The sequence below is a fragment of the Yersinia canariae genome (genome assembly GCF_009831415.1).
GTDB classification, from domain to species: domain Bacteria; phylum Pseudomonadota; class Gammaproteobacteria; order Enterobacterales; family Enterobacteriaceae; genus Yersinia; species Yersinia canariae.
On the sequence record NZ_CP043727.1, the window covers coordinates 2,449,951 to 2,472,628 of the forward strand.

Here is a 22,678-nt window from a genome sequence, read left to right on the forward strand (position 1 = left end):
TAAATCACGAAAAATATACCTAAGAATAGTTAAGCTCAGTGTCGTGGTAAAGAATAACTCTATTAGGAAATAGAGGATGAGAGTTGAAATTAGGACTTTCTCCCCCAATTTATTCCTAAGGGATCGAAAGCTCTTTCAGTAAATCAGCGGTAAGAAATGAGAAAGTAAGGTATAAAAACTATCTCTATTTGAGACTACAGCATGCTAGAGCCTGTCTATACTAGTTGCTTCAACAGCTCATTTACTAAAAGAGTTTAACATTATCAGGAGAGCATTATGGCTGTAACGAATGTCGCTGAACTTAACGAGCTAGTAGCACGCGTCAAGAAAGCCCAGCGCGAGTATGCCAACTTCACTCAAGAGCAGGTTGATAAAATCTTCCGCGCCGCAGCTCTGGCTGCAGCAGATGCCCGTATTCCTCTGGCCAAACTGGCTGTAGAAGAATCAGGTATGGGTATTGTGGAAGATAAAGTGATTAAAAACCACTTTGCTTCTGAATACATTTACAATGCTTACAAAGATGAAAAGACTTGTGGCATTCTGGAAGAAGATAAAACCTTTGGTACTATTACTATCGCAGAACCTATCGGTTTGATTTGCGGTATCGTGCCAACGACTAACCCAACCTCTACCGCTATCTTCAAAGCATTGATTAGCTTGAAGACCCGTAACGGTATCGTGTTCTCTCCACATCCACGTGCTAAAGACGCAACCAATAAAGCCGCAGATATCGTGCTTCAAGCCGCTATCGCAGCAGGTGCGCCAGCAGATATTATTGGTTGGATTGATGCCCCGACTGTTGAGTTGTCTAATCAACTGATGCATCACCCTGACATTAACCTGATTCTGGCGACCGGTGGCCCAGGCATGGTTAAAGCGGCTTACAGTTCTGGTAAACCTGCTATCGGCGTTGGCGCGGGTAACACACCTGTTGTTGTTGATGAAACAGCTGATATCAAACGTGTTGTCGCCTCTATCCTGATGTCCAAAACTTTCGATAACGGTGTAATCTGCGCGTCTGAACAGTCTATCATTGTTGTTGACTCAGTTTATGATGCTGTTCGCGAGCGTTTCGCATCCCACGGCGGTTACCTGTTACAAGGCAAAGAACTGAAAGCTGTTCAGGATATCATCCTGAAAAATGGTGGCCTGAATGCGGCTATCGTGGGTCAGCCAGCAACTAAAATTGCTGAAATGGCCGGCATCAAAGTTCCTTCTAATACCAAGATTCTTATCGGCGAAGTTAAAGTTGTTGATGAATCAGAGCCATTCGCTCACGAAAAACTGTCTCCTACTCTGGCGATGTATCGTGCGAAGAGCTTTGAAGACGCTGTTGAAAAAGCAGAGAAACTGGTGGAAATGGGCGGTATCGGGCATACATCTTGCTTGTATACTGACCAAGATAATCAGCCTGCGCGCGTTAAGTATTTCGGCGATAAAATGAAAACCGCCCGAATCTTAATCAACACTCCTGCCTCTCATGGTGGTATCGGTGACCTGTATAACTTCAAAGTAGCGCCATCTCTGACGCTGGGTTGCGGTTCTTGGGGTGGTAACTCCATCTCTGAAAACGTCGGTCCGAAACACTTGATCAACAAGAAAACTGTGGCTAAGCGAGCAGAAAACATGTTGTGGCATAAACTCCCGAAATCTATTTACTTCCGCCGTGGCTCTCTGCCTATCGCGTTGGAAGAAGTGGCAACTGACGGTGCAAAACGTGCCTTCATCGTGACTGACCGCTACCTGTTCAACAACGGTTATGCAGATCAAATCACCAGCGTACTGAAATCTCACGGTATCGAAACAGAAGTCTTCTTCGAAGTTGAAGCGGACCCTACCCTGAGCATCGTACGTAAAGGTGCAGAGCAGATGAACTCCTTCAAACCAGACGTGATTATCGCGCTGGGCGGTGGTTCACCGATGGATGCTGCGAAAATCATGTGGGTTATGTACGAACACCCTGAAACCCATTTCGAAGAACTGGCATTGCGCTTTATGGATATCCGTAAACGTATTTACAAGTTCCCGAAAATGGGCGTGAAAGCGAAAATGATCGCCGTCACCACCACATCAGGTACCGGTTCAGAAGTGACACCATTCGCAGTCGTTACCGACGATGCGACAGGCCAGAAATATCCATTGGCTGACTATGCATTGACTCCAGATATGGCAATCGTTGATGCCAACCTGGTTATGAATATGCCTAAGTCTCTGTGCGCCTTTGGTGGCCTGGATGCTGTTACCCATGCTCTGGAAGCGTATGTTTCTGTTCTGGCGAATGAATACTCTGACGGTCAAGCTCTGCAAGCGCTGAAACTGCTGAAAGAATTCCTACCAGCCAGCTATAACGAAGGGGCAAAAAATCCGGTTGCACGTGAACGCGTTCACAACGCCGCGACGATTGCCGGTATCGCTTTTGCGAATGCCTTCTTGGGTGTCTGTCACTCAATGGCCCATAAATTGGGTTCTGAGTTCCACATCCCACACGGCCTGGCAAACGCCATGTTGATTTCTAACGTTATTCGCTATAACGCAAATGACAACCCAACCAAGCAGACTGCTTTCAGCCAGTATGACCGCCCACAAGCGCGTCGCCGTTATGCTGAAATTGCAGACCATCTGGGTCTGAGTGCTCCGGGCGACCGTACTGCACAGAAAATCCAGAAACTGCTGACTTGGTTAGATGAAATCAAAGCAGAATTGGGCATCCCAGCGTCAATCCGTGAAGCTGGCGTTCAAGAAGCAGACTTCCTGGCTAAAGTCGATAAACTGTCTGAAGATGCATTCGATGACCAGTGTACTGGTGCTAACCCGCGCTACCCACTGATCTCTGAACTGAAACAGATTCTGATGGATACTTACTACGGCCGCGAATTTAGCGAAGAGCTTGACCGTGAAGAAGTTGCAGTAGCCGCTCCAGCCCCAAAAGCTGAGAAAAAAGCTAAGAAGTAATCTCTATCTTAATGTGTAACCTTGTGTATAGTGAGGTTAATAACTGCAAGATATAACCCCCGACAACTGTTGGGGGTTTCTTTTTTATATAGCTGCCCGTCGCCAGTCACACCCTCCTCACTCGATAAACTCGCCATACTGCTCTCATTGCGATTTACGCAATAATATCTGAGCGTGAATAACGGATAGAATGAAGAGCCCAAGTGGCATCTGCTCATTGATTTAAATAAAGCACCGCCAGGGATAGCCCGTTTGGGAACTCAGTCAGAAATATAACGTCGGAAGATATTTATGATGCGCATAAACGCAATGAATAGGACTGTATGACGTTAATACCGTCCAAGACAAACAACCCCACAGCATAAATAAAGGAGCCAGTGAGGCGTTCTCCTGCGGATAACAACGCGCTAAGGAAGTTGCTGGAGGCAAGCAGCCTTAATGGCTTCTTTATAATGGCGTCGGCAAACAGAAACGTAGCTTTCATTCCCACCAATGACAACTTGTTCGCCATCATGCACAGCTCGGCCCTGCGCATCCAGACGCAACACCATATTAGCTTTACGTCCACAATGACAAATTGTCTTCAGCTCGACCAATTTATCAGCCCACGACAATAAGTATTTACTGCCGGGGAATAACTCACCGAGGAAATCAGTACGCAGGCCGTAACATAAAACAGGGATATGCAATTCATCTACCACTTGGCACAATTCCTGAACCTGCTCTTTGGTCAAAAATTGGCACTCATCAAGTAAAATGCAATGAACTGGTTTCTCCTGATGCTCAGCAGAGATAATAGATAATAATGATGTTCCACTATTGTAAAGCAGGGCTTGTGACGACAGGCCAATACGCGAACTCACAGTTCCAACCCCAAAGCGATTATCAATCTCGGCAGTAAACACCAAAGTACGCATGCCCCGCTCTTGGTAGTTATAAGATGACTGTAAGAGCGCGGTAGATTTACCTGCATTCATTGCTGAGTAATAAAAATAAAGTTGAGCCATGGGCCCCTAACTCCAATAGTATAATAAATGGTCATATTGACAACGTATACGCAGTTTATCATAAATTCAGGTTTTCCGTGGGGCAGGCTACGCCCTGTATATTACTGTTTTCTATATTAAGTAATGATAACGCTAATGATGTTGGCCGAGCTATCACATGAAATACCTCTTTATTATTAGGTGAGTTTTATGACCCATTTCACAATATTGATAACGTAAAAGTATTCTGCTCGAACATTAACCAGGCTAGCGCGATATGAAAGCAACGGCGATTGATATGTAGGCCGCACGATTGGTCCATTAATGATACGGTTAATGTGTTTTCATGATTAATTGGTACAATAGTGATAACAAATATTGTCACAAGCTGATAAAGACTCGGTAGCAAGCATTTTTTCTTACTCAATATTTCGTTGCAGCTATATCAATATCATGAGGTGCTTGTATGATCAGTTATTGTGCATCCCAACATGAGAAGTAACGTATTTTTGCTTTATTGATATAAAGCAAACTTATAACTTAGTGAGAGAATCATGTTAGCGAGTAGGATCATTTAGGGAGTGAAACGAAGATTTACGTTAAAAACAGCTCAAATAATAACAAGAGCTCATCGTTTATTAGAAGCAAGCAGCAACTTTTCGCTAATAAAATACGTAAATTCGAGTATGCTAATCAAATTGGCTATTGCAGAAATTAAAATAGCACTCTATTATTATCCTGACGCCCCCCCACCAATTATAATTTGAGACCAGGACAATGAGCGAAGCGTTAAAGATTCTTAACAACATCCGTACTCTGCGTGCACAAGCTCGTGAATGCACTCTTGAAACATTAGAAGAAATGCTTGAGAAACTCGAAGTGGTCGTTAACGAACGCCGCGAAGAAGACTCCCAGGCACAAGCAGAAATTGAAGAACGCACACGTAAATTACAGCAATACCGTGAAATGCTTATTGCAGACGGTATTGATCCGAATGAACTGTTGAATACTATGGCAGCTGCTAAAGCCGCTACTGGTAAATCAAAACGTGCTGCGCGTCCTGCTAAATATCAGTATACAGACGAAAATGGCGATGTTAAAACCTGGACAGGCCAAGGCCGCACTCCAGCAGTAATCAAGAAAGCCATTGAAGAACAGGGTAAATCACTGGATGATTTCCTGCTGTAATCGTAATAGCTAATTTAGTATTGTGATAAAAATACCCTCCTATTATACGGGGGGTATTTTTTTGCCTTGTCTTTAAGTGTTAGCTTTTGTACTACATATCGAAGAATTACCCGACTCAACCTCTAAAAACCCTCTCGATAAACAACAGTCACTCTAAACATATCATTTTCAATAAATAACGTTCTGTTATCACTTCATGTAAGTCGATAAGAATACTCTGCTAATTTATAACAATACAATAATCGATATAACAATCCGATCGGAACCGCCTTTTAGTGATATAAGAGAACGTTAGCGGAAAAGCACTGTGACTGAATCTTGGGTGATTTAGTGTTAGCTACAAACAAAAATTAATTTAATTTCATAGCCAACACATAAAACTATCTTTATCACTTATTGCGCGCGATTAATCGAAGCGCCACGGCCAATTCCGTAATACGTAAAGCCACGGCTATTGAGTCGTTCTGGATCGTACAAATTACGCCCATCAAAAATAACGGGGTGTTTGAGACACGACTTGACCATATCAAAATCTGGTGCCCTAAAACTCTGCCATTCAGTGCAAATAATCAAAGCATCCGCACCTTGTAATGCCGCCTCCTTTGTCCCCATTAATTTCAAATCATCTCTCGCGCCATAAATTCGCTGTGCCTCATCCATAGCCTCTGGATCATAGGCTTGAATAATCACCCCTGCTTCCCACAGTGCCTCCATTAAAATACGACTTGGGGCTTCTCGCATATCATCGGTATTGGGTTTAAATGCCAACCCCCAAAGAGCTAATGTTTTCCCTGCGAGGTGAGAATCAAAATGATGGCGAATAAATTCGACTAACTTAAACTTCTGCTCATTATTGATTTGCTCAACAGCTTGTAACAGTTGAGGTTGATAGCCACAACTTTCTGCTGTACGAATTAACGCCTGAATGTCTTTGGGGAAGCAAGAACCACCGTAGCCACAACCAGAATAAATAAAATGGTAACCAATGCGCGAATCGGAACCAATACCCTGCCGTACTTTTTCGATATCTGCACCAAGACGTTCAGCAATATTAGCAATCTCATTCATAAAGCTGATTTTTGTTGCTAGCATGCCATTCGCTGCATATTTCGTCAGTTCTGCGCTACGAATATCCATAATGAGCATCCGGTCATGATTTCGATTAAATGGCTCGTAAAGCTCGCTAATTAAATCGATAACACCGTTATCATCGTTATCAATACCAATAACGATACGTTCAGGCCGTTTACAGTCAGCAACTGCCGCGCCTTCTTTTAAAAACTCTGGATTTGAAACCACATTGAATGCTATTTGCTTGCCACGTTGTTGTAGAACAGCCTGTATCCTTTGCTGTACTTTATCCGCCGTCCCTACAGGCACGGTAGATTTATCAATAATGACTTTCGGCGTATCCATATATTTAGCAATGGTACTGGCGACTTCTAGAACATATTTTAGATCTGCGGCGCCATCTTCATCGGGCGGAGTGCCCACTGCGATAAATTGAATAGTGCCGTGGGCTACGCCCACTTGCGCATCGGTAGAAAATTGGAGGCGGCCCGCCTCATAATTCTCTTTTACCAGCGGAGCTAACCCCGGTTCGAAAATAGCAATACGGCCTTTTTGTAGGTCTGCAACTTTGTTCTCATCGATATCTATACACATGACATCATGGCCAACTTCCGCCAACACTGCTGCTTGGACTAGCCCTACATAACCAATACCAAAAACCGTAACCTTCATTCGATCAGTCCTCGTGTTAAAATTCAATAAGGGCGTACTGCTGACCATTATCAGGAACTAACCTTAATTTAGCCTGAGGCGACGCACCTTATTGCCTGCAAACAATAAAGCAGATGAAAAATTCTAGAAATAATTTAGGACGAAAGTATATCAACCGATAATTCTCTCATCTCGGCAATACACATCGATTGAAACAAATTAGGCTTATTTCACAGATTCGTTATAGAACTGTTTATATTAGGATAGATATTGCAGATGGCAAATGTGGCAAGAAGTTAATTTATTAGACAGTTTATTCAGTCATCAACTCAAACTTGCATCCCCTCATCTGTGGAAAGCATCAATCGTAAACGACTGCCTCCTCCCCAAATCTGGCACTGCCATGCATTACAGCGCTGGCTAATTTGATTTAGATGAGTTGTTTTTAATGTACCTAAAGGCACACCATTGCTGAGTTGAATCTGATTTTTACCTGCATTGACATTGGCATGTAAACCAGCGGAAACCAGTATTAAATTCTGGAGTTCCACATGGTAATAACCCACAAGTAGAGGGAACTGTCCATCCAAGTGAGTGCGTCTTAAGAGTTGATTAACCTGTTCGAGTAATGATGACATCTGTGGCAAACGATGTTGCTGATGTGCCAAATGCTCTTGCAGGATCCCGTTAAATAACACTCTTAACAATAACGCTGCCAAAACACCGTTATCTCCCGCTCGCGTTACGTCAAGACAGTAAAAAGCTAAATCTTTATCTGACAATGCCGCAATATCCAGGACGAGGCCGGGTTTCTCAACCATGGTTAATTGCCGATAATTTATGCGGCAATGAGCAATGGTCTGCTGTGCTGGGGGTTGTAGTTGTTTTAATAACTGAGCAGCATCATAAGGGTTCTGACGCAGTGCCTCCCAGTCCTGAATAAGTTCATTTTCTTCAATGGCATGAGAGGTAAACAATGCGGGGTAAAGGCACGCGAGCACCGCTTCACGCAAGCGGTTTAAATCAACAATCGGCTTCAACAATACGTCTTTTACCCCCAGACGTAAGACCTTAGCAATATCCGTCATTTTATCGGTAGCTGAAATGACTAAAACCGGAACACTCATCCCTTGAATGAGTAAGCGCTCGACAAACTCTATCCCGCCCATCACCGGCATAGCCAGATCGCAAAGTATCAGGTCAGGAACCTGAATTTTTAGTTGGTCTAAAGCCTCCGACCCATTTCCCGCTTGGTGAACTGTGGCGCCGAGTGATCCTAAGAATCCCGCAATAACTGAACGAAAAACGGTTTCATCCTCGACGACTAAAATACTTTTACCTGCTAATGGTTTTTCCATGCACTGCTTCTCTTACTAACCTTAACCGTAATAGTGGCTCAAAATGATTGTTTGTGCTTGTCAGAAATTGTTATGTACTGTTTTACAAACACCTACTGACGCTATCGGTGTTGCGTTAGGTGACATAATTGTTCCGCGCACTTCTCCGCTGCCAATTGTCCCGCCGCGATTGCTTCGTCTGCACGATGAAAATCCAACATTGATATTTGTGGGCAATAAGGCTGAATGAGGACATCAGGAGGATCACCGGCCATACGATTGCGTTTTAAACGGTTTTCTAGCACTTGTATCGAGGTTGACATAATTTCCATCGCGCTAGGCGTACTCTTGGTGGGGCTGGATGATATATCTGTTATCCGCGCCTTCAAACGCTGCTGCCAGCTATCAGGAATATCCGTAAACTTAGCCTCAAGAGGTGCTTGGGAAGAAAATATATCTTGCCGAATAAGGTGCGCATCATGTTGCAAATCAACAGCAATAACAATGTCAGCTCCCATTGCTCTGGCTAAAGAAACAGGAACCGGATTAACAACTGCCCCATCAACCAGCCAATAGCCCCCGAACAAAACCGGTGAGAATAACCCAGGCATACTGCATGATGCCCTAATCGCTTGCTTAATATCCCCTTCTGTAAACCATAGCTCTCGCCCGGTTGTTAAATTTGTCACCACAGCACCAAAGGGTAATACACATTCAGCAATGTCTGTTACTTCGATTATCTCGTTGACGGCATTAAATACGCGTTCGCCACGCAACAATCCACCCCGCCGCCACGAAACATCCATTAGTCGGATAACATCCCAGTATTTAAACGATCTTACCCAGCGCTCCATCACTTCCAAGTGATCACTTGCATAGGCAGCGCCAACCAATGATCCCACTGAACACCCGGCGACAACATCAATCTTTATACCCATTTTTGTTAGCGTGTTAATGACACCGATATGTGCCCATCCCTTTGCAGCCCCAGCGCCCAGTGCCAGGCCAATTTTTCTTTCTCTCATTGTATTTCATCCATTTCTAATCTGTTTGGCACTTTCCATCATCTACACAAATAAAATAAATGTTGCGTCTCACGCTGATAGCTAATTCGTCTGGCATCAACAGGTCATGGCTAAGGAGTAAAAATTATATTTATTACTTTGCAGCCTGACTTTTAAAACTATAGTGAATATTTATCCTTCTGGTATTTTGATACAAATACTTTACATTTCCTGACTAAGATAGAGTCTCGAACCCAAAGGGCATACTATAAATATTGAAATATGCTAAACGGATCTGTTTATTTCTGAATTTATTGCATTGATTCTCAATTAGATGCGTACCAATCTGCACTATACCCTACCGAATGTAATCAGGTTGAGGCAATAGAGAACCTGGTTCAAATAAAAACATTTGTTTACGTCGCCAAATGGGATGGAAGTATTGTTGGATGCGCTCTTCTGCCACTGTTGGAGGCATCATACCCGGAAGTTAAGCGCGCTGTTGTCAGCCAGATTGCCGCGGTCACAGTTTTGCGCCATTGTTAATAATGGCTTAACAAATCAAGCTATCATATTAAATTCAAAGGGAATTTATCTTGAGATAGGAGTATTTTAACCTGAGGAAATACAGTTATATCAGCGGTTAGGTTTTGAATTAATATCCCATTTAGGCCGTTATGAATATGACCCGCTGAGTGGTATATAAAGAAATCATTAAATTCTGAACATTAAGCAAATCATAGAAAATATGCACAATAGGTCATTGTCCAATTTATGAATCATATCCTTTATTTTTATTATTTTTAATAATGTATACAACGCAAAATAGCCACCATAAAGGCAGCTATTGAGCGTAAATATTCAGGATCACGCAAATCAAAAGGCGAGATATTGTCTAATAATAATAAATTCGGAAACAGATAATGACATTTACGCTGTTACATTACAGCTTGCTTTCAGTGAAGGCTCAGTACCATTATCTATAAACTGAATTTCATCCAGAATATTATGAAGACTTACGGATTAATAATGAAATAATTAACCGTTAATGGTACCAAATGAGACACTCATTTTTTCGAACATTGCGATAATTTTGTTGATCAGTTTCATGGGTTGCTCCTGTAAATATCTTTATTTTTATGTGATACACATCACAGTTATTAAGTTACGCCAAAATGAAACAGCGGTCAAGTATTTATGTGAGCGACATCACAAATCTTTTGCCCACCGTAAATCTTTTACATGACTATCAGCTTTGAACCCCAACACATGATTAGGTAATATAGGCCGCAATACTCGTAACAATTCGGCTTTCCCGCGCTGATCTACAGCTAACGTTCCATCAGTGGATATCGCAGCGTATTGATTATTTGGAGAAATTTTGTCAGAACAGTGCCCTTGTGGCAGCACACTTGAATATCGCGAATGCTGCGAACCTTATATTCTGGGTACCCAAATCGCGGCTAGACCCGCAATATTGATGCGTTCTCGCTATAGCGCCTACGTCAAAAAAGATGTGAATTACTTGATCAAGACCTGGCACCCCGACTGCAATGCACAAGATTGGCGTGAAGGGATAATTCAAAGTTTCAGTAATACAACATGGCACGGATTAACTGTACTTGCAGAAATCTCGGGGGATAGTGATGATGAAGCCTTTGTTGAATTCATTGCCCGTTTTACTGACGCAAATAATGCTCAGATAAGCGCAATGCATGAACGTTCTCGCTTCCTTCGCATAAAAGAACACTGGTACTATATTGATGGAATCCGACCATCCGTAGGTAGAAATGATACATGCCCATGTGGTTCGGGAAAAAAATATAAGAAATGCTGCGGACGCTAATAGTAAAATCATTCTCTTACTGCCCGTACCATCGAACATTTACATAACATCAAGTCATGTTAAGACAGGATTTACCACCTTATGCCACACCAGAATGTACAAAAGAAAGTGTTACGCACTATTTGCCCTGATGCTAAAGGCTTAATCGCGAAAATCACCAATATCTGCTACAAGCACCAACTGAACATTGTGCAAAATAATGAATTTGTTGATCATCTGACTGGTCGCTTTTTCATGCGCACAGAGCTTGAGGGTATTTTCAATGACACTACCCTGTTGGCAGACTTGGATGATGCATTGCCTGAAGGTACTAATCGTGAATTACATACGGCTGGGCGTCGTCGCATTGTCATTATGGTAACAAAAGAGGCGCATTGCCTTGGCGACTTATTAATGAAAAGCGCCTACGGTGGTCTGGATGTTGAGATTGCGGCTGTCATTGGCAACCATGACGCGCTACAAAATTTGGTTGAGCGTTTTGATATTCCTTTCCATCTTATTAGCCATGAAGGCCTCACCCGAGATCAACATGACCAACGTTTGATTGAACAAATTGAGCAATATCAGCCCGACTATGTTGTGCTGGCTAAATATATGCGTGTACTGACACCAGCTTTTGTGCAGCGCTTCCCGTACCAAATTATTAATATTCACCATTCATTTTTGCCCGCATTTATTGGCGCACGTCCTTATCATCAAGCTTATGAGCGCGGTGTGAAAATCATTGGCGCGACCGCGCACTATGTTAATGACAGCCTGGATGAGGGCCCAATCATTATGCAGGACGTGATTCATGTAGATCACTCATATACTGCCGAAGACATGATGCGGGCTGGGCGTGATGTAGAAAAGAATGTGCTGAGCCGCGCGCTCTATCGTGTATTAGCGCAGCGCGTTTTTGTGTACGGTAACCGCACAGTTATTCTGTAAGCTCACAATAAATCGATATTTTTTGCCCATATATTCATCGCCACGGACAAAAAAACAGCGAACAAGTTATTTTTTTCATTTCAAGTCTTTACAGGGGCGCTTCATTTGATATGATGCGCCCCGCTTACCAAGACAGTATTGTTAAGCAGTTAGGCCAGTGGTGGGGTTCCCGAGCGGCCAAAGGGAGCAGACTGTAAATCTGCCGTCATCGACTTCGAAGGTTCGAATCCTTCCCCCACCACCATTTTGAATTCTACGTTGATTCAATGTGTTGAATTAACAGAGTTATATTCAAGAGCACTTAACTGAAAAGCATGGCCAAATATCTAAGCATCAAAACCACGAATTCAGTGGTGGGGTTCCCGAGCGGCCAAAGGGAGCAGACTGTAAATCTGCCGTCATCGACTTCGAAGGTTCGAATCCTTCCCCCACCACCATCATCTTATAGTGTTCTCAGTTTTCTGATATAAAACCCATCAAAAGTATATCCAGCCTGTGAAAGGGTATTATTCTTGTCAAAAAAAGATGAATAATATGACGTATTCACACCAAAGTATAAATATAATCTATTAAGCCATTTAACACACTGGAATGAGATCTCGATTTGTAGAAATACAATTTATTTTCATCTTGGAAGTTTGCTAAATTTATAAAATCCAGCTTTGAGTCACCATTAAAATTGTCCATAATGGAGTCTGTAATACAGATGTACCTGCCAGTATAGATAAAGTCCAAACAACAAGCCAAATTATCCACTTGCCTCACACTCACTTTATTATGTTGTTTTTTAACACATTCTTCCAGATTCTTAACAAATTTACTTCTGTATAATGTTGGATTACACAGCCAAGTATTGTTGTGGAGAATATTTATAATATCTTGACTCTCATTAATTATGTCTTTTCTACCATAAATACCAAAACCACTATCTGGAACTTCATTCAATAACATAAACCTGTCACTACCAATTTTTTCTGATGAAAGAATTAACGAATTCCCATCATAGTCTCCAATCTCATCAATATTTTCATAATAAAACTTTATTATATTAGCTTGAATATTATTTTTTTCGGCCAATTTATAGAGCTGTGTTAATTTTTCACTTTTTCCCCAGTCGTAATAAATATTGATGACATTGGAAACATGACCGGTAAGATGTTTTTTGGTTATTTCTTTTTCTTGCTGATATAAATCTTTTAGATCATTATATAAAACCTCGCCGTCTCGCGTTAAACTCATGCCGAATTTTTCTCGTTTAAATAGTTTTTTTCCTATTATGCTTTCAAAGTCTTTTATAGACTTCGCCACGGGAGGCGTGGTCCTGTTCATCACTCTGGCAGCCTTACTCAGCGAACCATTTTCAACTACGGCCATAAAGGCCTCTAACTTACGTGATAGAAACATAATTCACCAATCCTTTGCTTTGCGTAAAAATTTATCAGAAAAAAAGACATGCATGCCTACGTATATAATGCTAGTTGTAGATATTATTTAATATATAATATAAAAAATACCAATTGGATTTAGAGTAATTTGTAGAAACATTATCAAAGATTATTGTCGCGTAGACACTAACGACGTGAAGTTACATTTTTTGCAATCAAAGTTTTGGAGACTTTGTGTATTACCACCCTAACATTACAAATATTTCTAACAGAGAATTCAGTGTAGATCTATGATATTAAATAACTATTTTTTATTCTTCCCGTTACAAAATCAGTTAACACACTTCAATATAAAAAAACAAAAATTACTGATAACCTTTATAACCTCAAAAAATATTAGGTGCTTGTGACAGCAGTAAATATGATGAGATCCATTTTCCAGTTGGATAATAAATAAAATCCATCAATAGATATTTATGATAATAGTCATCAAGAAAATAAGAATTGGTTTATGAGAATTAAAAACAGTCTATTCTAAAAAAAATGATTTTCTTGCAGGAGAATATCTAAAGTGATGGTGACCAAATTCAATATTTGGCCTAATCAATAAGCTATGAGATAGCAATAACTTCTTGCTCGATATAAAAGCAGTAATACAGTAATTTAAAGTTTTCTTTTTTGTTTATGGTTTCTCATTATCTATTTTAATGAACATTTATTACTTATTCTCTTATTATGCATTACATTTTTATGCGGCATCTGCTAATATTCGGAATCATTTCTAGTGAATATACGGTGCTGACCATGAAGTTTGTCTCTTTTAATATCAATGGCCTACGTGCTCGACCTCATCAACTGGCTGCAATAATCGAACAACATCAACCGGATGTTATCGGGCTTCAGGAAACAAAAGTGCATGATGATATGTTTCCCCTGGAAGAGGTTAGTCAGCATGGTTATCACGTTTTTTATCATGGACAAAAAGGCCATTACGGCGTTGCACTGTTAACCAAAAATGAACCTTTGGCGGTTCGACGCGGCTTCCCTACAGATGAAGAAGATGCTCAGCGGCGCATTATTATGGCTGACATCGCGACGCCCCAAGGCCCTTTAACTGTCATTAATGGCTATTTCCCTCAAGGAGAAAGCCGCGACCACCCGATAAAGTTTCCCGCTAAAGAACGTTTTTATGCTGACTTGCAGCAGTATTTAGAGCAGCAACTTTCGGCTGATGCCCAAGTGCTGATTATGGGCGATTTAAATATTAGCCCAACGGATTTGGATATTGGTATTGGGGAAGATAGCCGTAAGCGCTGGTTGCGTACCGGGAAATGTTCATTCCTGCCCGAAGAGCGTGCATGGCTAGAGCGCTTACAAAACTGGGGGTTGGTGGATACTTTCCGTGCAGCAAATCCTGATTGCAGCAATCAATTCTCATGGTTTGATTACCGGTCACGGGGTTTTGACGAGAACCGAGGTTTGCGCATAGATTTATTGCTGGCAAGCCAACCGCTCGCCGCTCGCTGCATCGCCACCGGTATTGATTACGACATTAGAGGCATGGAAAAACCGTCAGATCACGCTCCAGTATGGTCTGAATTCGCACTCTAATCATTGCTGGTTTAGATAAGCCCTATTTACTAATGGGGCTATTTTTTAACGAAATAAATAACCCACTGTAATCAGGCAAATATAAAATGATTGATGTCGTCGCGGCAATTATTGAACGAAACGGCAAGATTTTACTGGCGCAACGAGATATACATCGCGATCAAGCCGGTTTGTGGGAATTTCCTGGAGGGAAAGTCGAGGCCGGAGAGAGCCAACCGCAAGCGTTAGTTCGTGAGCTTGCCGAAGAGTTAAATATTGACGCAATAGTCACCGAATATATTGCAACTAATCAGTGGGATTCACTGCAACGCACTATCCGGCTGCATGCATGGCGTGTTAAAAACTTCGAGGGAGAGCCAACTTTGCATTGCCACTCAGCGTTTGTCTGGTTAACGCCAGAGGATGCTTATCATTACCCTCTGGCGCCCGCTGATATCCCATTATTAGACGCTTATATTCGTCAAAAACAATAATTACTTATCGGGTTAATCTTTTCCATATCAGTGGATTAGTTCCAATCACATTGGGATCTCGCACACATTGCAAGACTTCCCCTTCAACCCTGAGTACCGCACCTTCTGAATAATTCTGATTTTGGTAAATACAGCAACGCGTGCACGGATTATTGTTGTTATTGCGGTTTGATGAGTTATTCCAAACTTCAGGAGGTAAAGGAACAACAACATCAACATCAACATTGTTCCGGTTTGCCAAGACCGGGCCGGAAATCAGTGTGGCAAAACTAATACACCCCAGAATTACCCATGTTCTCATGACTTATTCTCCTTGGCTTTGGACGCTGTTTTCTTACGTTTCTTTGTCGCCCCAGAAGGTGCTGCTGGCAGCCCACGGAAAACCTGAGGTGAACGATTTTGTTTTGCCTGACTGATTAAATCCTGCAATGTCGCCACCAGCGGTTGCATAAAATCCTGATAGCGACAGTTTTTCTCGCTGATTTGTGTCAGCGTCGACTCCCAATGCGCCGTCATATCAGGGCGTGCGGCGATATCGGGTAATGCGTGTATTAATGCTCTTCCCGCCGGGCTAGCATGAATATAACGACCTTTTTTAAACAAAAAAGTCCGTTTAAACAATAACTCAATAATACCTGCGCGTGTTGCTTCCGTCCCCAAACCATCTGTCGCGCGCAATACCTTTTTTAGCTCTTTATCTTGCACAAAGCGCGCAATGCCGGTCATGGCAGATAACAAACTGGCATCAGTAAATGGCCGTGGGGGTTGAGTTTGGCGCTCAACAACTTCACCGCGTTCACACAGTAATTCCGCGCCCTTCTCAACCACCGGTAATGGCGCGCCTTCATTCTCTTCGTCTCGCTCTTTACTGCCGAGCAAGGTGCGCCAACCGGCCTCGGCCAGAAAACGGGCTTTCGCGATAAACTTCCCGCCGGCAATATCCAATTCAATAACACACTTACGAAACTGCGCATCAGGACAAAACTGCATCAGATATTGCTGCGCCACTAATCGATAAACTTTGCTCTCATCAGTAGTCAGATTCACTTCGCTGGCACGCGCAGTCGGAATAATGGCGTGGTGGGCGTCAACTTTTTTGTCATCCCAACAACGGTTTCGCCGGTCACTGTCCATAACATCGAGCGGCAAAAGGTCAGCCTGGTGGATACTGATAGCATTGAGCACTGAATGTCGCCCCGCAAAATGCTCTTCTGGTAGATATCGGCAATCCGAGCGCGGATACGTAATCAATTTGTGCGTTTCATATAATCGCTGACAAATATCCAGCACTTGTTGCGCACTTAGCCCGAATCGTTTTGCCGCCTCAATCTGTAAAGTAGACAGAGAAAATGGTAACGGCGCGGTTTCTGATTCCCGTTTATCATTATAGGATGTGACAAACGCGGGCTGGCCCGTTATGCGGTTAACAACGTGTTCCGCCAACGGCCGGTGTAACAAACGCCCTTCTTCATCCTGATAGGATTCACACGAGTCGCTCGGCTGCCAGAGCGCAATAAAACGTTCATCTGCGGGTGTGACGATATGAGCTTTAACTTCAAAAAAATCTTTGGAAACAAAGTCTTCTATTTCTTCATCACGACGCACCACTAATCCCAATACGGGCGTCTGCACACGACCAACAGACAACACGCCATCATAGCCCGCATTGCGCCCAAGAATGGTATAGGCCCGAGTCATATTGATGCCATAGAGCCAATCGGCCCGGGCTCGCGCGAGGGCAGAAACACAAAGTGGGATAAACTCACGGTTATAGCGCAAGCGCTCCACGGCACGTTCCACTGCCTGTGGGTTTAAATCATTAATCAAACAACGACGTACGTTTTGTCTTTTCTCTGCGGCTAAATCGAGATAATCCAATACCTCATCAACCAAAAGTTGCCCTTCACGGTCTGGGTCACCCGCATGAACCACTTCATCAGATTGTTGTAACAACTGTTTGATAACATTCAATTGTTTACTGACTGAAGGACGTGGCTGCAACTGCCATTTTTCAGGAATAATGGGTAAATCTGCTAATGACCAACGCGCATAACGGCTGTCGTACGCATCAGGCTGGGCTTGTTCCAACAAGTGGCCCACACACCAGGTCACCATTTGATCACTACCGCACGCAATGAATCCATCACCCCGACGATGCGGTTTTGGCAAAATATCCGCGATCGCCCGCGCCAAACTGGGCTTTTCGGCAATAAAAAGTCGCATCATTCACCGCACGAATACATCAAAGAAAAGGTCATTCTGTTATCTCAATCAAAGCTCGGCTGTTATCCACCACATTCAGCTCACCAATCGCACTGAGCGTCATACCATGTTGAGCTGCGATTTCCTGCACTTGCGCCTCGGCCTCCGGCAATACCGCCAACAGTAATCCCCCCGATGTCTGGGGGTCGCAGAGTAAATTCTTCTGCAAATCAGACATTTTGCCAATCAGATGTCCATAACTGTCAAAATTGCGGCCGGTTCCACCCGGAACACAACCCGCAGCAATATACTCTTCGACAGCCGGTAGCCGTGGAATAGCCGAAAAATGCAACGTCGCCTGAACACCCGACCCCTGACAAATTTCACTTAAATGACCTAACAGACCAAAACCTGTCACATCCGTCATGGCGGTAACCCCTGGAACATGGGCAAAATCAGCACCAGACTTATTCAACTGACACATAGTTTTGGTCGCAACACCTTGATGTTCTGGCCGTAATTGACTTTTTTTCTCTGCCGTTGTTAGGATACCAATGCCCAAAGGTTTAGTGAGAAACAGCTTACAACCCGCTTTTGCGGCGCTGTTTTTCTTAACCTGATCAGTGCTGACAATACCTGTAACAGCCAAACCAAAAATAGGTTCAGGCGCATCAATAGAATGCCCACCAGCCAATGAAATCCCTGCCTGCTGGCACACATGTCGCCCACCTTCGATGACTTGCCGGGCAACTTCAGGTGCCAACTTATCAATTGGCCAACCTAAAATGGCTATTGCCATAATAGGTTTACCGCCCATTGCATAAATATCACTGATGGCATTCGTGGCGGCAATGCGCCCGAAATCGAAGGGATCATCGACGATCGGCATAAAAAAGTCAGTTGTACTGATTATACCGACCCCATTACCAATATCATAAACGGCAGCATCATCACGGGTTTCATTGCCCACCAGCAGGCGAGGGTCAAGAAACTTTTGTTGTTCGGAATGTAAAATTTTATCCAATACTTTGGGCGAAATTTTGCAACCGCAACCCGCTCCGTGGCTGTACTGAGTAAGACGTATCGCTGGCGATGTCATAACACTCTCCCGTTTGATGGTTCAGTAATAAGCAGTTCAATCAATAAGTAAGATATTTAGTCAGCAATGACACATATAGGGCAAATATCCAAGATGTCTATGGTAGCGCCTATAGCTTAGCTTAGTAAGTAGAGAGCGGCGTTCGGGCAGATAGGTTGGTCACAAAGCGGGCGAAAACGCAGCTTATTGCCGTTAAAAGCCACAGGCTGCGCAGTATCGCGTAATAAATAGACTGTCAATCTCAGAAATAGCGGACAAAAGTCGAGTAGTCCGGTGGCGTCACTTTGGTCGCGGATTTCAATTGCGGTGTGCCAAGGTACAGAAAACCGACAATTTCGTCTTGTTCGCGGCAAGCAAAACCCTGACGAACAACAGGATGGTGAGTCCAAGACCCGGTACGCCAGATACCATTAAACCCTTGGGCCAGCGCCGCCATCTGCATGGCTTGCACCGCACAGCCCGCAGAAACGACTTGTTCCCAATTTGGAACTTTAGGATTTTCGGTGACATGAGCGATGACGGTAATAATCAAAGGCGCACGGAAAGGGGCCAGTTTTGCCTTCTCCAGCACCGCATCATCCGATCCATCGTGTTTGACCGCATTTTGTAGTAATTGGCTAAAGCGCTCTAGCCCCTCATTTTGAATTAAAACAAAGCGCCAAGGCTGTAATGTGCCATGATCTGGAGCCCGCATTCCTGCGTGAATAATGTGGTCTAATGCTTCGCCGGCAGGGGCTGGGGCAGTTAAACGAGACGCCGAGCGGCGATTTAGTAACAGTTCCAATGCATCCATCATTTTCTCCTGATAACGATTTTCATTTTCAGCACGGTAGCATAAGTTGTCGTTTTGTTACCAGTGTTGACCTATTCACTAAGCTTCACGATGATTTAAAGCTGACTTTTGTTCGTCAGGTCATTAGGATAACTGTACTTGCCCGGTTTTGTTGGAGATAACATGCGCACTTTGTGGCGAATTATTGCTGGCTTTTTCAAGTGGACTTGGCGTCTGCTGAATTTTGTCAGAGAGTTTGTTCTTAATCTTTTCCTGATACTGCTGATTTTGGTCGGTGTCGGTATTTACCTTCAGTTCCAAAGCAAACCGGCAGAACCGGTTAAAGGCGCGTTGTTAGTTAATTTAAGCGGTGTCGTTGTCGATCAGCCGGCCGTGAATAATAAGTTGCGCCAATTAGGGCGTGAGTTATTAGGGGCATCCAGTAATCGCCTACAGGAAAACTCCCTATTTGATGTTGTAGAAACCATTCGTCTGGCAAAAGCCGATAATAATATTACCGGTCTGGTGCTCTCACTGAGTGACTTTACCGGCACTGACCAGCCCTCTTTGCAATATATTGGTAAGGCGCTGCGGGAATTCCGTGATACCGGCAAGCCCATTTACGCCATTGGCGATAGTTATAATCAGACTCAATACTATTTAGCCAGCTTTGCCAATAAAATCTACCTGTCACCACAAGGGGCGGTCGATCTGCATGGTTTTGCCAGTAATAATCTGTACTACAAGTCATTACTGGAAAAACTCAAAGTCACCACCAATATCTTCCGCGTCGGCACTTATAAATCAGCGGTCGAGCCGATGATTCGTGATGATATGTCGCCAGCGGCACGTGAAGCAGACAGCCGTTGGATTGGCGGGTTATGGCAAAATTACCTCACGGCAGTTTCGGCTAACCGGCAATTAACCCCAGAACAGTTGTTCCCTGGGGCGGCCGGTGTTATCAGTGGATTGCAGGCCGCAGGTGGTTCTCCGGCGCAGTATGCACTGGCGAGCAAATTGGTCGATCAATTAGCCACGCGTCCAGATGTGGAAAATGAGTTGGTTAAAACCTTCGGTTGGGATAAGAAGAATAATGACTTCAACTTTGTCAGCATTTATGACTACCAACCGACCCCGACACCACAACAAGGCGAGCAGATAGCGGTTCTCTTTGCTAACGGTGCGATTATGGATGGCCCTCAGACCCCTGGGAATGTCGGCGGTGATGCTCTGGCGGCTCAAATTCGTCAGGCGCGTTTAGATCCGAAAATCAAAGCTGTTATCTTGCGAGTAAATAGCCCAGGTGGCAGCGTGAGTGCGTCTGAACTGATTCGCTCTGAATTAGCCGCATTGCGTGCCGCCAATAAACCTTTGGTTGTATCCATGGGCGGAATGGCAGCTTCTGGTGGATATTGGATCTCAACGCCAGCCAATTATATTATTGCCAACCCAAGTACCCTGACGGGCTCAATCGGTATTTTCGGTGTAATTAATACATTCCAAAACACCCTGGAAAGTATAGGCGTACATACCGATGGCGTAGCCACGTCGCCGCTGGCGAATGTTTCTGTTACCAAGGATTTGCCGCCTGAATTCTCTCAGATGATGCAAATCAACATAGAGAATGGCTATAAAACCTTTATTGATTTGGTCGCTACCGCACGCCACAAAACCCCAGAGCAAGTTGATCAAATCGCGCAAGGCCATGTGTGGATTGGTCTGGATGCCAAAAATAACGGTTTAGTGGATCAACTGGGTGATTTTGATGATGCCGTGAAGAAAGTCGCTGAATTGGCGCAACTGAAAACCTGGCAACTGAATTGGTTTGTTGATGAACCCAGTCTCAGTGATTTGATTTTCGGCCAGATGAGCGCATCCGTACAGGCGATGTTACCGGCGGCGATTCAAGCCTGGTTGCCCGAGCCAGTTTCTGCGCTGGCGCAAGCAGTGAAAGATAAGCCAGGATTATTGAATACACTCAATGACCCGCAGAATCGCTATGCTTTATGTCTAACCTGTGGCGATATACGCTAGTCAATTCAGCAAATAGTCGATAAATACTCTGCCCGGCACCTGCCGGGCTTTTTTTCCTCGTCAGTCTCCCTATAATTCACCCATCTCATTTCGTACTCTTTTTCAGGCAAATGACTCATGCAGAAGAAATCTATTTATGTCGCCTATACCGGCGGGACTATTGGTATGCAGCGCTCGGATAACGGATACATTCCTGTTTCCGGCCACCTACAGCGCCAACTTGCTCTCATGCCTGAGTTCCATCGGCCCGAAATGCCAGATTTTACCATCCATGAATATGCCCCATTAATTGATTCCTCGGATATGACACCAGAGGACTGGCAGCATATCGCCAATGATATTCAGCAAAATTACGATTTATATGATGGTTTTGTGATTTTACACGGCACCGACACCATGGCCTTCACCGCCTCAGCGCTGTCTTTCATGCTAGAGAATCTGGCCAAACCCGTGATTGTCACTGGCTCACAAATTCCCTTGGCAGAATTGCGCTCTGACGGGCAAACCAACTTGCTCAATGCGCTCTATCTGGCCGCTAATCATCCGGTGAATGAAGTCAGTTTGTTCTTTAACAACAAACTGTTTCGCGGCAACCGCACCACCAAAGCCCATGCAGATGGGTTTGATGCTTTCGCTTCACCTAATCTCTCCGTGCTGCTGGAGGCCGGTATCCACATCCGTCGGATGGCCGCGGTAGAGTCGCCGGTTAACAACGGCCCATTGATTGTTCATAACATCACACCTCAGCCTATTGGTGTGGTCACTATTTATCCGGGCATATCTGGTGCGGTAGTACGTAACTTCCTGCTACAGCCCGTCAAAGCACTGATTTTGCGCTCCTATGGTGTGGGTAATGCACCACAAAAAGCAGAGTTACTGGATGAACTGAAAAATGCCAGCGAGCGCGGTATTGTGGTGATCAATCTGACACAATGTATTTCTGGTAGCGTCAATATGGAAGGATATGCAACCGGAAATGCACTGGCGCACGCCGGTGTTATTAGTGGTTTTGATATGACGGTGGAAGCCGCGCTGACAAAATTGCATTATTTATTGAGCCAATCCCTATCTCCTGAAGACATTCGCCGGTTGATGCAACAAAACCTGCGCGGTGAACTCACCGAGACTAACTGACCT

17 protein-coding genes and 2 tRNA genes are annotated in these 22,678 nt (G+C 43.8%); 10 read left to right on the forward strand and 9 right to left on the reverse strand.

What is annotated here, in order from left to right; all coding sequences use genetic code 11:
- Nucleotides 1–276: 276 nt before the first annotated feature.
- On the forward strand, nucleotides 277–2,952 hold the full coding sequence (gene adhE / locus F0T03_RS11260) for a bifunctional acetaldehyde-CoA/alcohol dehydrogenase (protein WP_004875196.1): 2,676 nt from the start codon (nucleotides 277–279) through the stop codon (nucleotides 2,950–2,952).
- A 407-nt stretch (nucleotides 2,953–3,359) separates the two neighbouring features.
- Here adhE and F0T03_RS11265 read toward each other — a convergent pair whose 3' ends face one another.
- Nucleotides 3,360–3,959 carry a thymidine kinase gene (locus tag F0T03_RS11265; protein ID WP_145554645.1) on the reverse strand — a complete coding sequence of 200 codons (600 nt, stop codon included), beginning with the start codon at nucleotides 3,957–3,959 and terminating at the stop codon, nucleotides 3,360–3,362.
- Nucleotides 3,960–4,715: 756 nt separating this feature from the next.
- Here F0T03_RS11265 and hns point away from each other — a divergent pair.
- Nucleotides 4,716–5,126 carry a histone-like nucleoid-structuring protein H-NS gene (gene hns / locus F0T03_RS11270; protein WP_004708400.1) on the forward strand — a complete coding sequence of 137 codons (411 nt, stop codon included), beginning with the start codon at nucleotides 4,716–4,718 and terminating at the stop codon, nucleotides 5,124–5,126.
- A 393-nt stretch (nucleotides 5,127–5,519) separates the two neighbouring features.
- On the opposite strand, the gene F0T03_RS11275 is transcribed toward hns, so the two are convergent.
- From F0T03_RS11275 to rssA, 3 genes are all read right to left on the reverse strand, one after another.
- On the reverse strand, nucleotides 5,520–6,869 hold the full coding sequence (locus F0T03_RS11275; RefSeq protein ID WP_159678395.1) for a UDP-glucose dehydrogenase family protein: 1,350 nt from the start codon (nucleotides 6,867–6,869) through the stop codon (nucleotides 5,520–5,522).
- 308 nt (nucleotides 6,870–7,177) lie between these two features.
- Nucleotides 7,178–8,206, reverse strand: a complete 1,029-nt coding sequence (gene rssB, locus F0T03_RS11280; protein ID WP_145555598.1) for a two-component system response regulator RssB — start codon at nucleotides 8,204–8,206, stop codon at nucleotides 7,178–7,180.
- A gap of 101 nt (nucleotides 8,207–8,307) precedes the next feature.
- On the reverse strand, nucleotides 8,308–9,210 hold the full coding sequence (rssA, locus tag F0T03_RS11285) for a patatin-like phospholipase RssA (RefSeq protein WP_159678397.1): 903 nt from the start codon (nucleotides 9,208–9,210) through the stop codon (nucleotides 8,308–8,310).
- 1,360 nt (nucleotides 9,211–10,570) lie between these two features.
- Between rssA and F0T03_RS11290 the strand changes: the two genes are divergently transcribed.
- The 4 genes from F0T03_RS11290 (at nucleotide 10,571) to F0T03_RS11305 (ending at nucleotide 12,402) form a co-directional block, all read left to right on the forward strand.
- Nucleotides 10,571–11,035 (forward strand): YchJ family protein, encoded by a 465-nt coding sequence (locus tag F0T03_RS11290; protein ID WP_145556731.1) that lies wholly within the window; start codon nucleotides 10,571–10,573, stop codon nucleotides 11,033–11,035.
- 81 nt (nucleotides 11,036–11,116) lie between these two features.
- A complete protein-coding gene (gene purU / locus F0T03_RS11295) occupies nucleotides 11,117–11,965 on the forward strand; it encodes a formyltetrahydrofolate deformylase (protein WP_025378136.1) in 849 nt (282 codons plus the stop codon).
- Between the two features lie 159 nt (nucleotides 11,966–12,124).
- Nucleotides 12,125–12,209: transfer RNA gene (locus F0T03_RS11300), tRNA-Tyr, on the forward strand.
- A 108-nt stretch (nucleotides 12,210–12,317) separates the two neighbouring features.
- A tRNA-Tyr gene (locus F0T03_RS11305) sits at nucleotides 12,318–12,402 on the forward strand.
- Nucleotides 12,403–12,508: 106 nt separating this feature from the next.
- Here F0T03_RS11305 and F0T03_RS11310 read toward each other — a convergent pair.
- Nucleotides 12,509–13,369, reverse strand: a complete 861-nt coding sequence (locus tag F0T03_RS11310; RefSeq protein WP_145562191.1) for a LysR family transcriptional regulator — start codon at nucleotides 13,367–13,369, stop codon at nucleotides 12,509–12,511.
- Between the two features lie 785 nt (nucleotides 13,370–14,154).
- On the opposite strand from F0T03_RS11310, the gene xthA reads away from it, so the two are divergent.
- Both xthA and F0T03_RS11320 read left to right on the forward strand, forming a co-directional pair.
- Nucleotides 14,155–14,961, forward strand: coding sequence for an exodeoxyribonuclease III (xthA, locus tag F0T03_RS11315; RefSeq protein ID WP_145556856.1), 807 nt, complete (start codon nucleotides 14,155–14,157; stop codon nucleotides 14,959–14,961).
- A gap of 86 nt (nucleotides 14,962–15,047) precedes the next feature.
- Complete coding sequence (locus tag F0T03_RS11320; RefSeq protein WP_159678399.1) at nucleotides 15,048–15,434, forward strand: pyrimidine (deoxy)nucleoside triphosphate diphosphatase; 387 nt, start codon at nucleotides 15,048–15,050, stop codon at nucleotides 15,432–15,434.
- 4 nt (nucleotides 15,435–15,438) lie between these two features.
- Here F0T03_RS11320 and F0T03_RS11325 read toward each other — a convergent pair whose 3' ends face one another.
- The 4 genes from F0T03_RS11325 to F0T03_RS11340 form a co-directional block, all read right to left on the reverse strand.
- The gene (locus tag F0T03_RS11325; protein WP_159678401.1) at nucleotides 15,439–15,735 is read right to left on the reverse strand and encodes a DUF1496 domain-containing protein; all 297 of its coding nucleotides are present in this window, start codon (nucleotides 15,733–15,735) and stop codon (nucleotides 15,439–15,441) included.
- A complete protein-coding gene (locus tag F0T03_RS11330; protein WP_162527033.1) occupies nucleotides 15,732–17,657 on the reverse strand; it encodes a DNA topoisomerase III in 1,926 nt (641 codons plus the stop codon). Before F0T03_RS11330 ends, F0T03_RS11325 begins: the two co-directional genes overlap by 4 nt.
- Before the next feature lie 31 nt (nucleotides 17,658–17,688).
- Nucleotides 17,689–18,735, reverse strand: a complete 1,047-nt coding sequence (selD, locus tag F0T03_RS11335) for a selenide, water dikinase SelD (RefSeq protein WP_159678405.1) — start codon at nucleotides 18,733–18,735, stop codon at nucleotides 17,689–17,691.
- Nucleotides 18,736–18,976: 241 nt separating this feature from the next.
- The gene (locus F0T03_RS11340) at nucleotides 18,977–19,528 is read right to left on the reverse strand and encodes an NAD(P)H nitroreductase (RefSeq protein WP_145556940.1); all 552 of its coding nucleotides are present in this window, start codon (nucleotides 19,526–19,528) and stop codon (nucleotides 18,977–18,979) included.
- A 162-nt stretch (nucleotides 19,529–19,690) separates the two neighbouring features.
- Between F0T03_RS11340 and sppA the strand changes: the two genes are divergently transcribed.
- Nucleotides 19,691–21,541, forward strand: a complete 1,851-nt coding sequence (gene sppA, locus F0T03_RS11345) for a signal peptide peptidase SppA (RefSeq protein WP_159678407.1) — start codon at nucleotides 19,691–19,693, stop codon at nucleotides 21,539–21,541.
- A gap of 117 nt (nucleotides 21,542–21,658) precedes the next feature.
- Complete coding sequence (ansA, locus tag F0T03_RS11350; RefSeq protein WP_159678409.1) at nucleotides 21,659–22,675, forward strand: asparaginase; 1,017 nt, start codon at nucleotides 21,659–21,661, stop codon at nucleotides 22,673–22,675.
- The last annotated feature ends 3 nt before the right edge of the window (nucleotides 22,676–22,678 follow it).

Excerpts from the sequence above, each read along its gene's own strand:
- F0T03_RS11330 (WP_162527033.1), bottom strand. The coding sequence starts at position 17,657 with ATGCGACTTTTTATTGCCGAAAAGCCCAGTTTGGCGCGGGCGATCGCG.
- xthA (WP_145556856.1), top strand. The coding sequence starts at position 14,155 with ATGAAGTTTGTCTCTTTTAATATCAATGGCCTACGTGCTCGACCTCAT.
- hns (WP_004708400.1), top strand. The coding sequence starts at position 4,716 with ATGAGCGAAGCGTTAAAGATTCTTAACAACATCCGTACTCTGCGTGCA.
- F0T03_RS11325 (WP_159678401.1), bottom strand. The coding sequence starts at position 15,735 with ATGAGAACATGGGTAATTCTGGGGTGTATTAGTTTTGCCACACTGATT.
- selD (WP_159678405.1), bottom strand. The coding sequence starts at position 18,735 with ATGACATCGCCAGCGATACGTCTTACTCAGTACAGCCACGGAGCGGGT.
- F0T03_RS11275 (WP_159678395.1), bottom strand. The coding sequence starts at position 6,869 with ATGAAGGTTACGGTTTTTGGTATTGGTTATGTAGGGCTAGTCCAAGCA.
- sppA (WP_159678407.1), top strand. The coding sequence starts at position 19,691 with ATGCGCACTTTGTGGCGAATTATTGCTGGCTTTTTCAAGTGGACTTGG.
- purU (WP_025378136.1), top strand. The coding sequence starts at position 11,117 with ATGCCACACCAGAATGTACAAAAGAAAGTGTTACGCACTATTTGCCCT.
- rssA (WP_159678397.1), bottom strand. The coding sequence starts at position 9,210 with ATGAGAGAAAGAAAAATTGGCCTGGCACTGGGCGCTGGGGCTGCAAAG.
- F0T03_RS11310 (WP_145562191.1), bottom strand. The coding sequence starts at position 13,369 with ATGTTTCTATCACGTAAGTTAGAGGCCTTTATGGCCGTAGTTGAAAAT.
- rssB (WP_145555598.1), bottom strand. The coding sequence starts at position 8,206 with ATGGAAAAACCATTAGCAGGTAAAAGTATTTTAGTCGTCGAGGATGAA.
- F0T03_RS11320 (WP_159678399.1), top strand. The coding sequence starts at position 15,048 with ATGATTGATGTCGTCGCGGCAATTATTGAACGAAACGGCAAGATTTTA.
- F0T03_RS11340 (WP_145556940.1), bottom strand. The coding sequence starts at position 19,528 with ATGGATGCATTGGAACTGTTACTAAATCGCCGCTCGGCGTCTCGTTTA.
- adhE (WP_004875196.1), top strand. The coding sequence starts at position 277 with ATGGCTGTAACGAATGTCGCTGAACTTAACGAGCTAGTAGCACGCGTC.
- F0T03_RS11265 (WP_145554645.1), bottom strand. The coding sequence starts at position 3,959 with ATGGCTCAACTTTATTTTTATTACTCAGCAATGAATGCAGGTAAATCT.
- ansA (WP_159678409.1), top strand. The coding sequence starts at position 21,659 with ATGCAGAAGAAATCTATTTATGTCGCCTATACCGGCGGGACTATTGGT.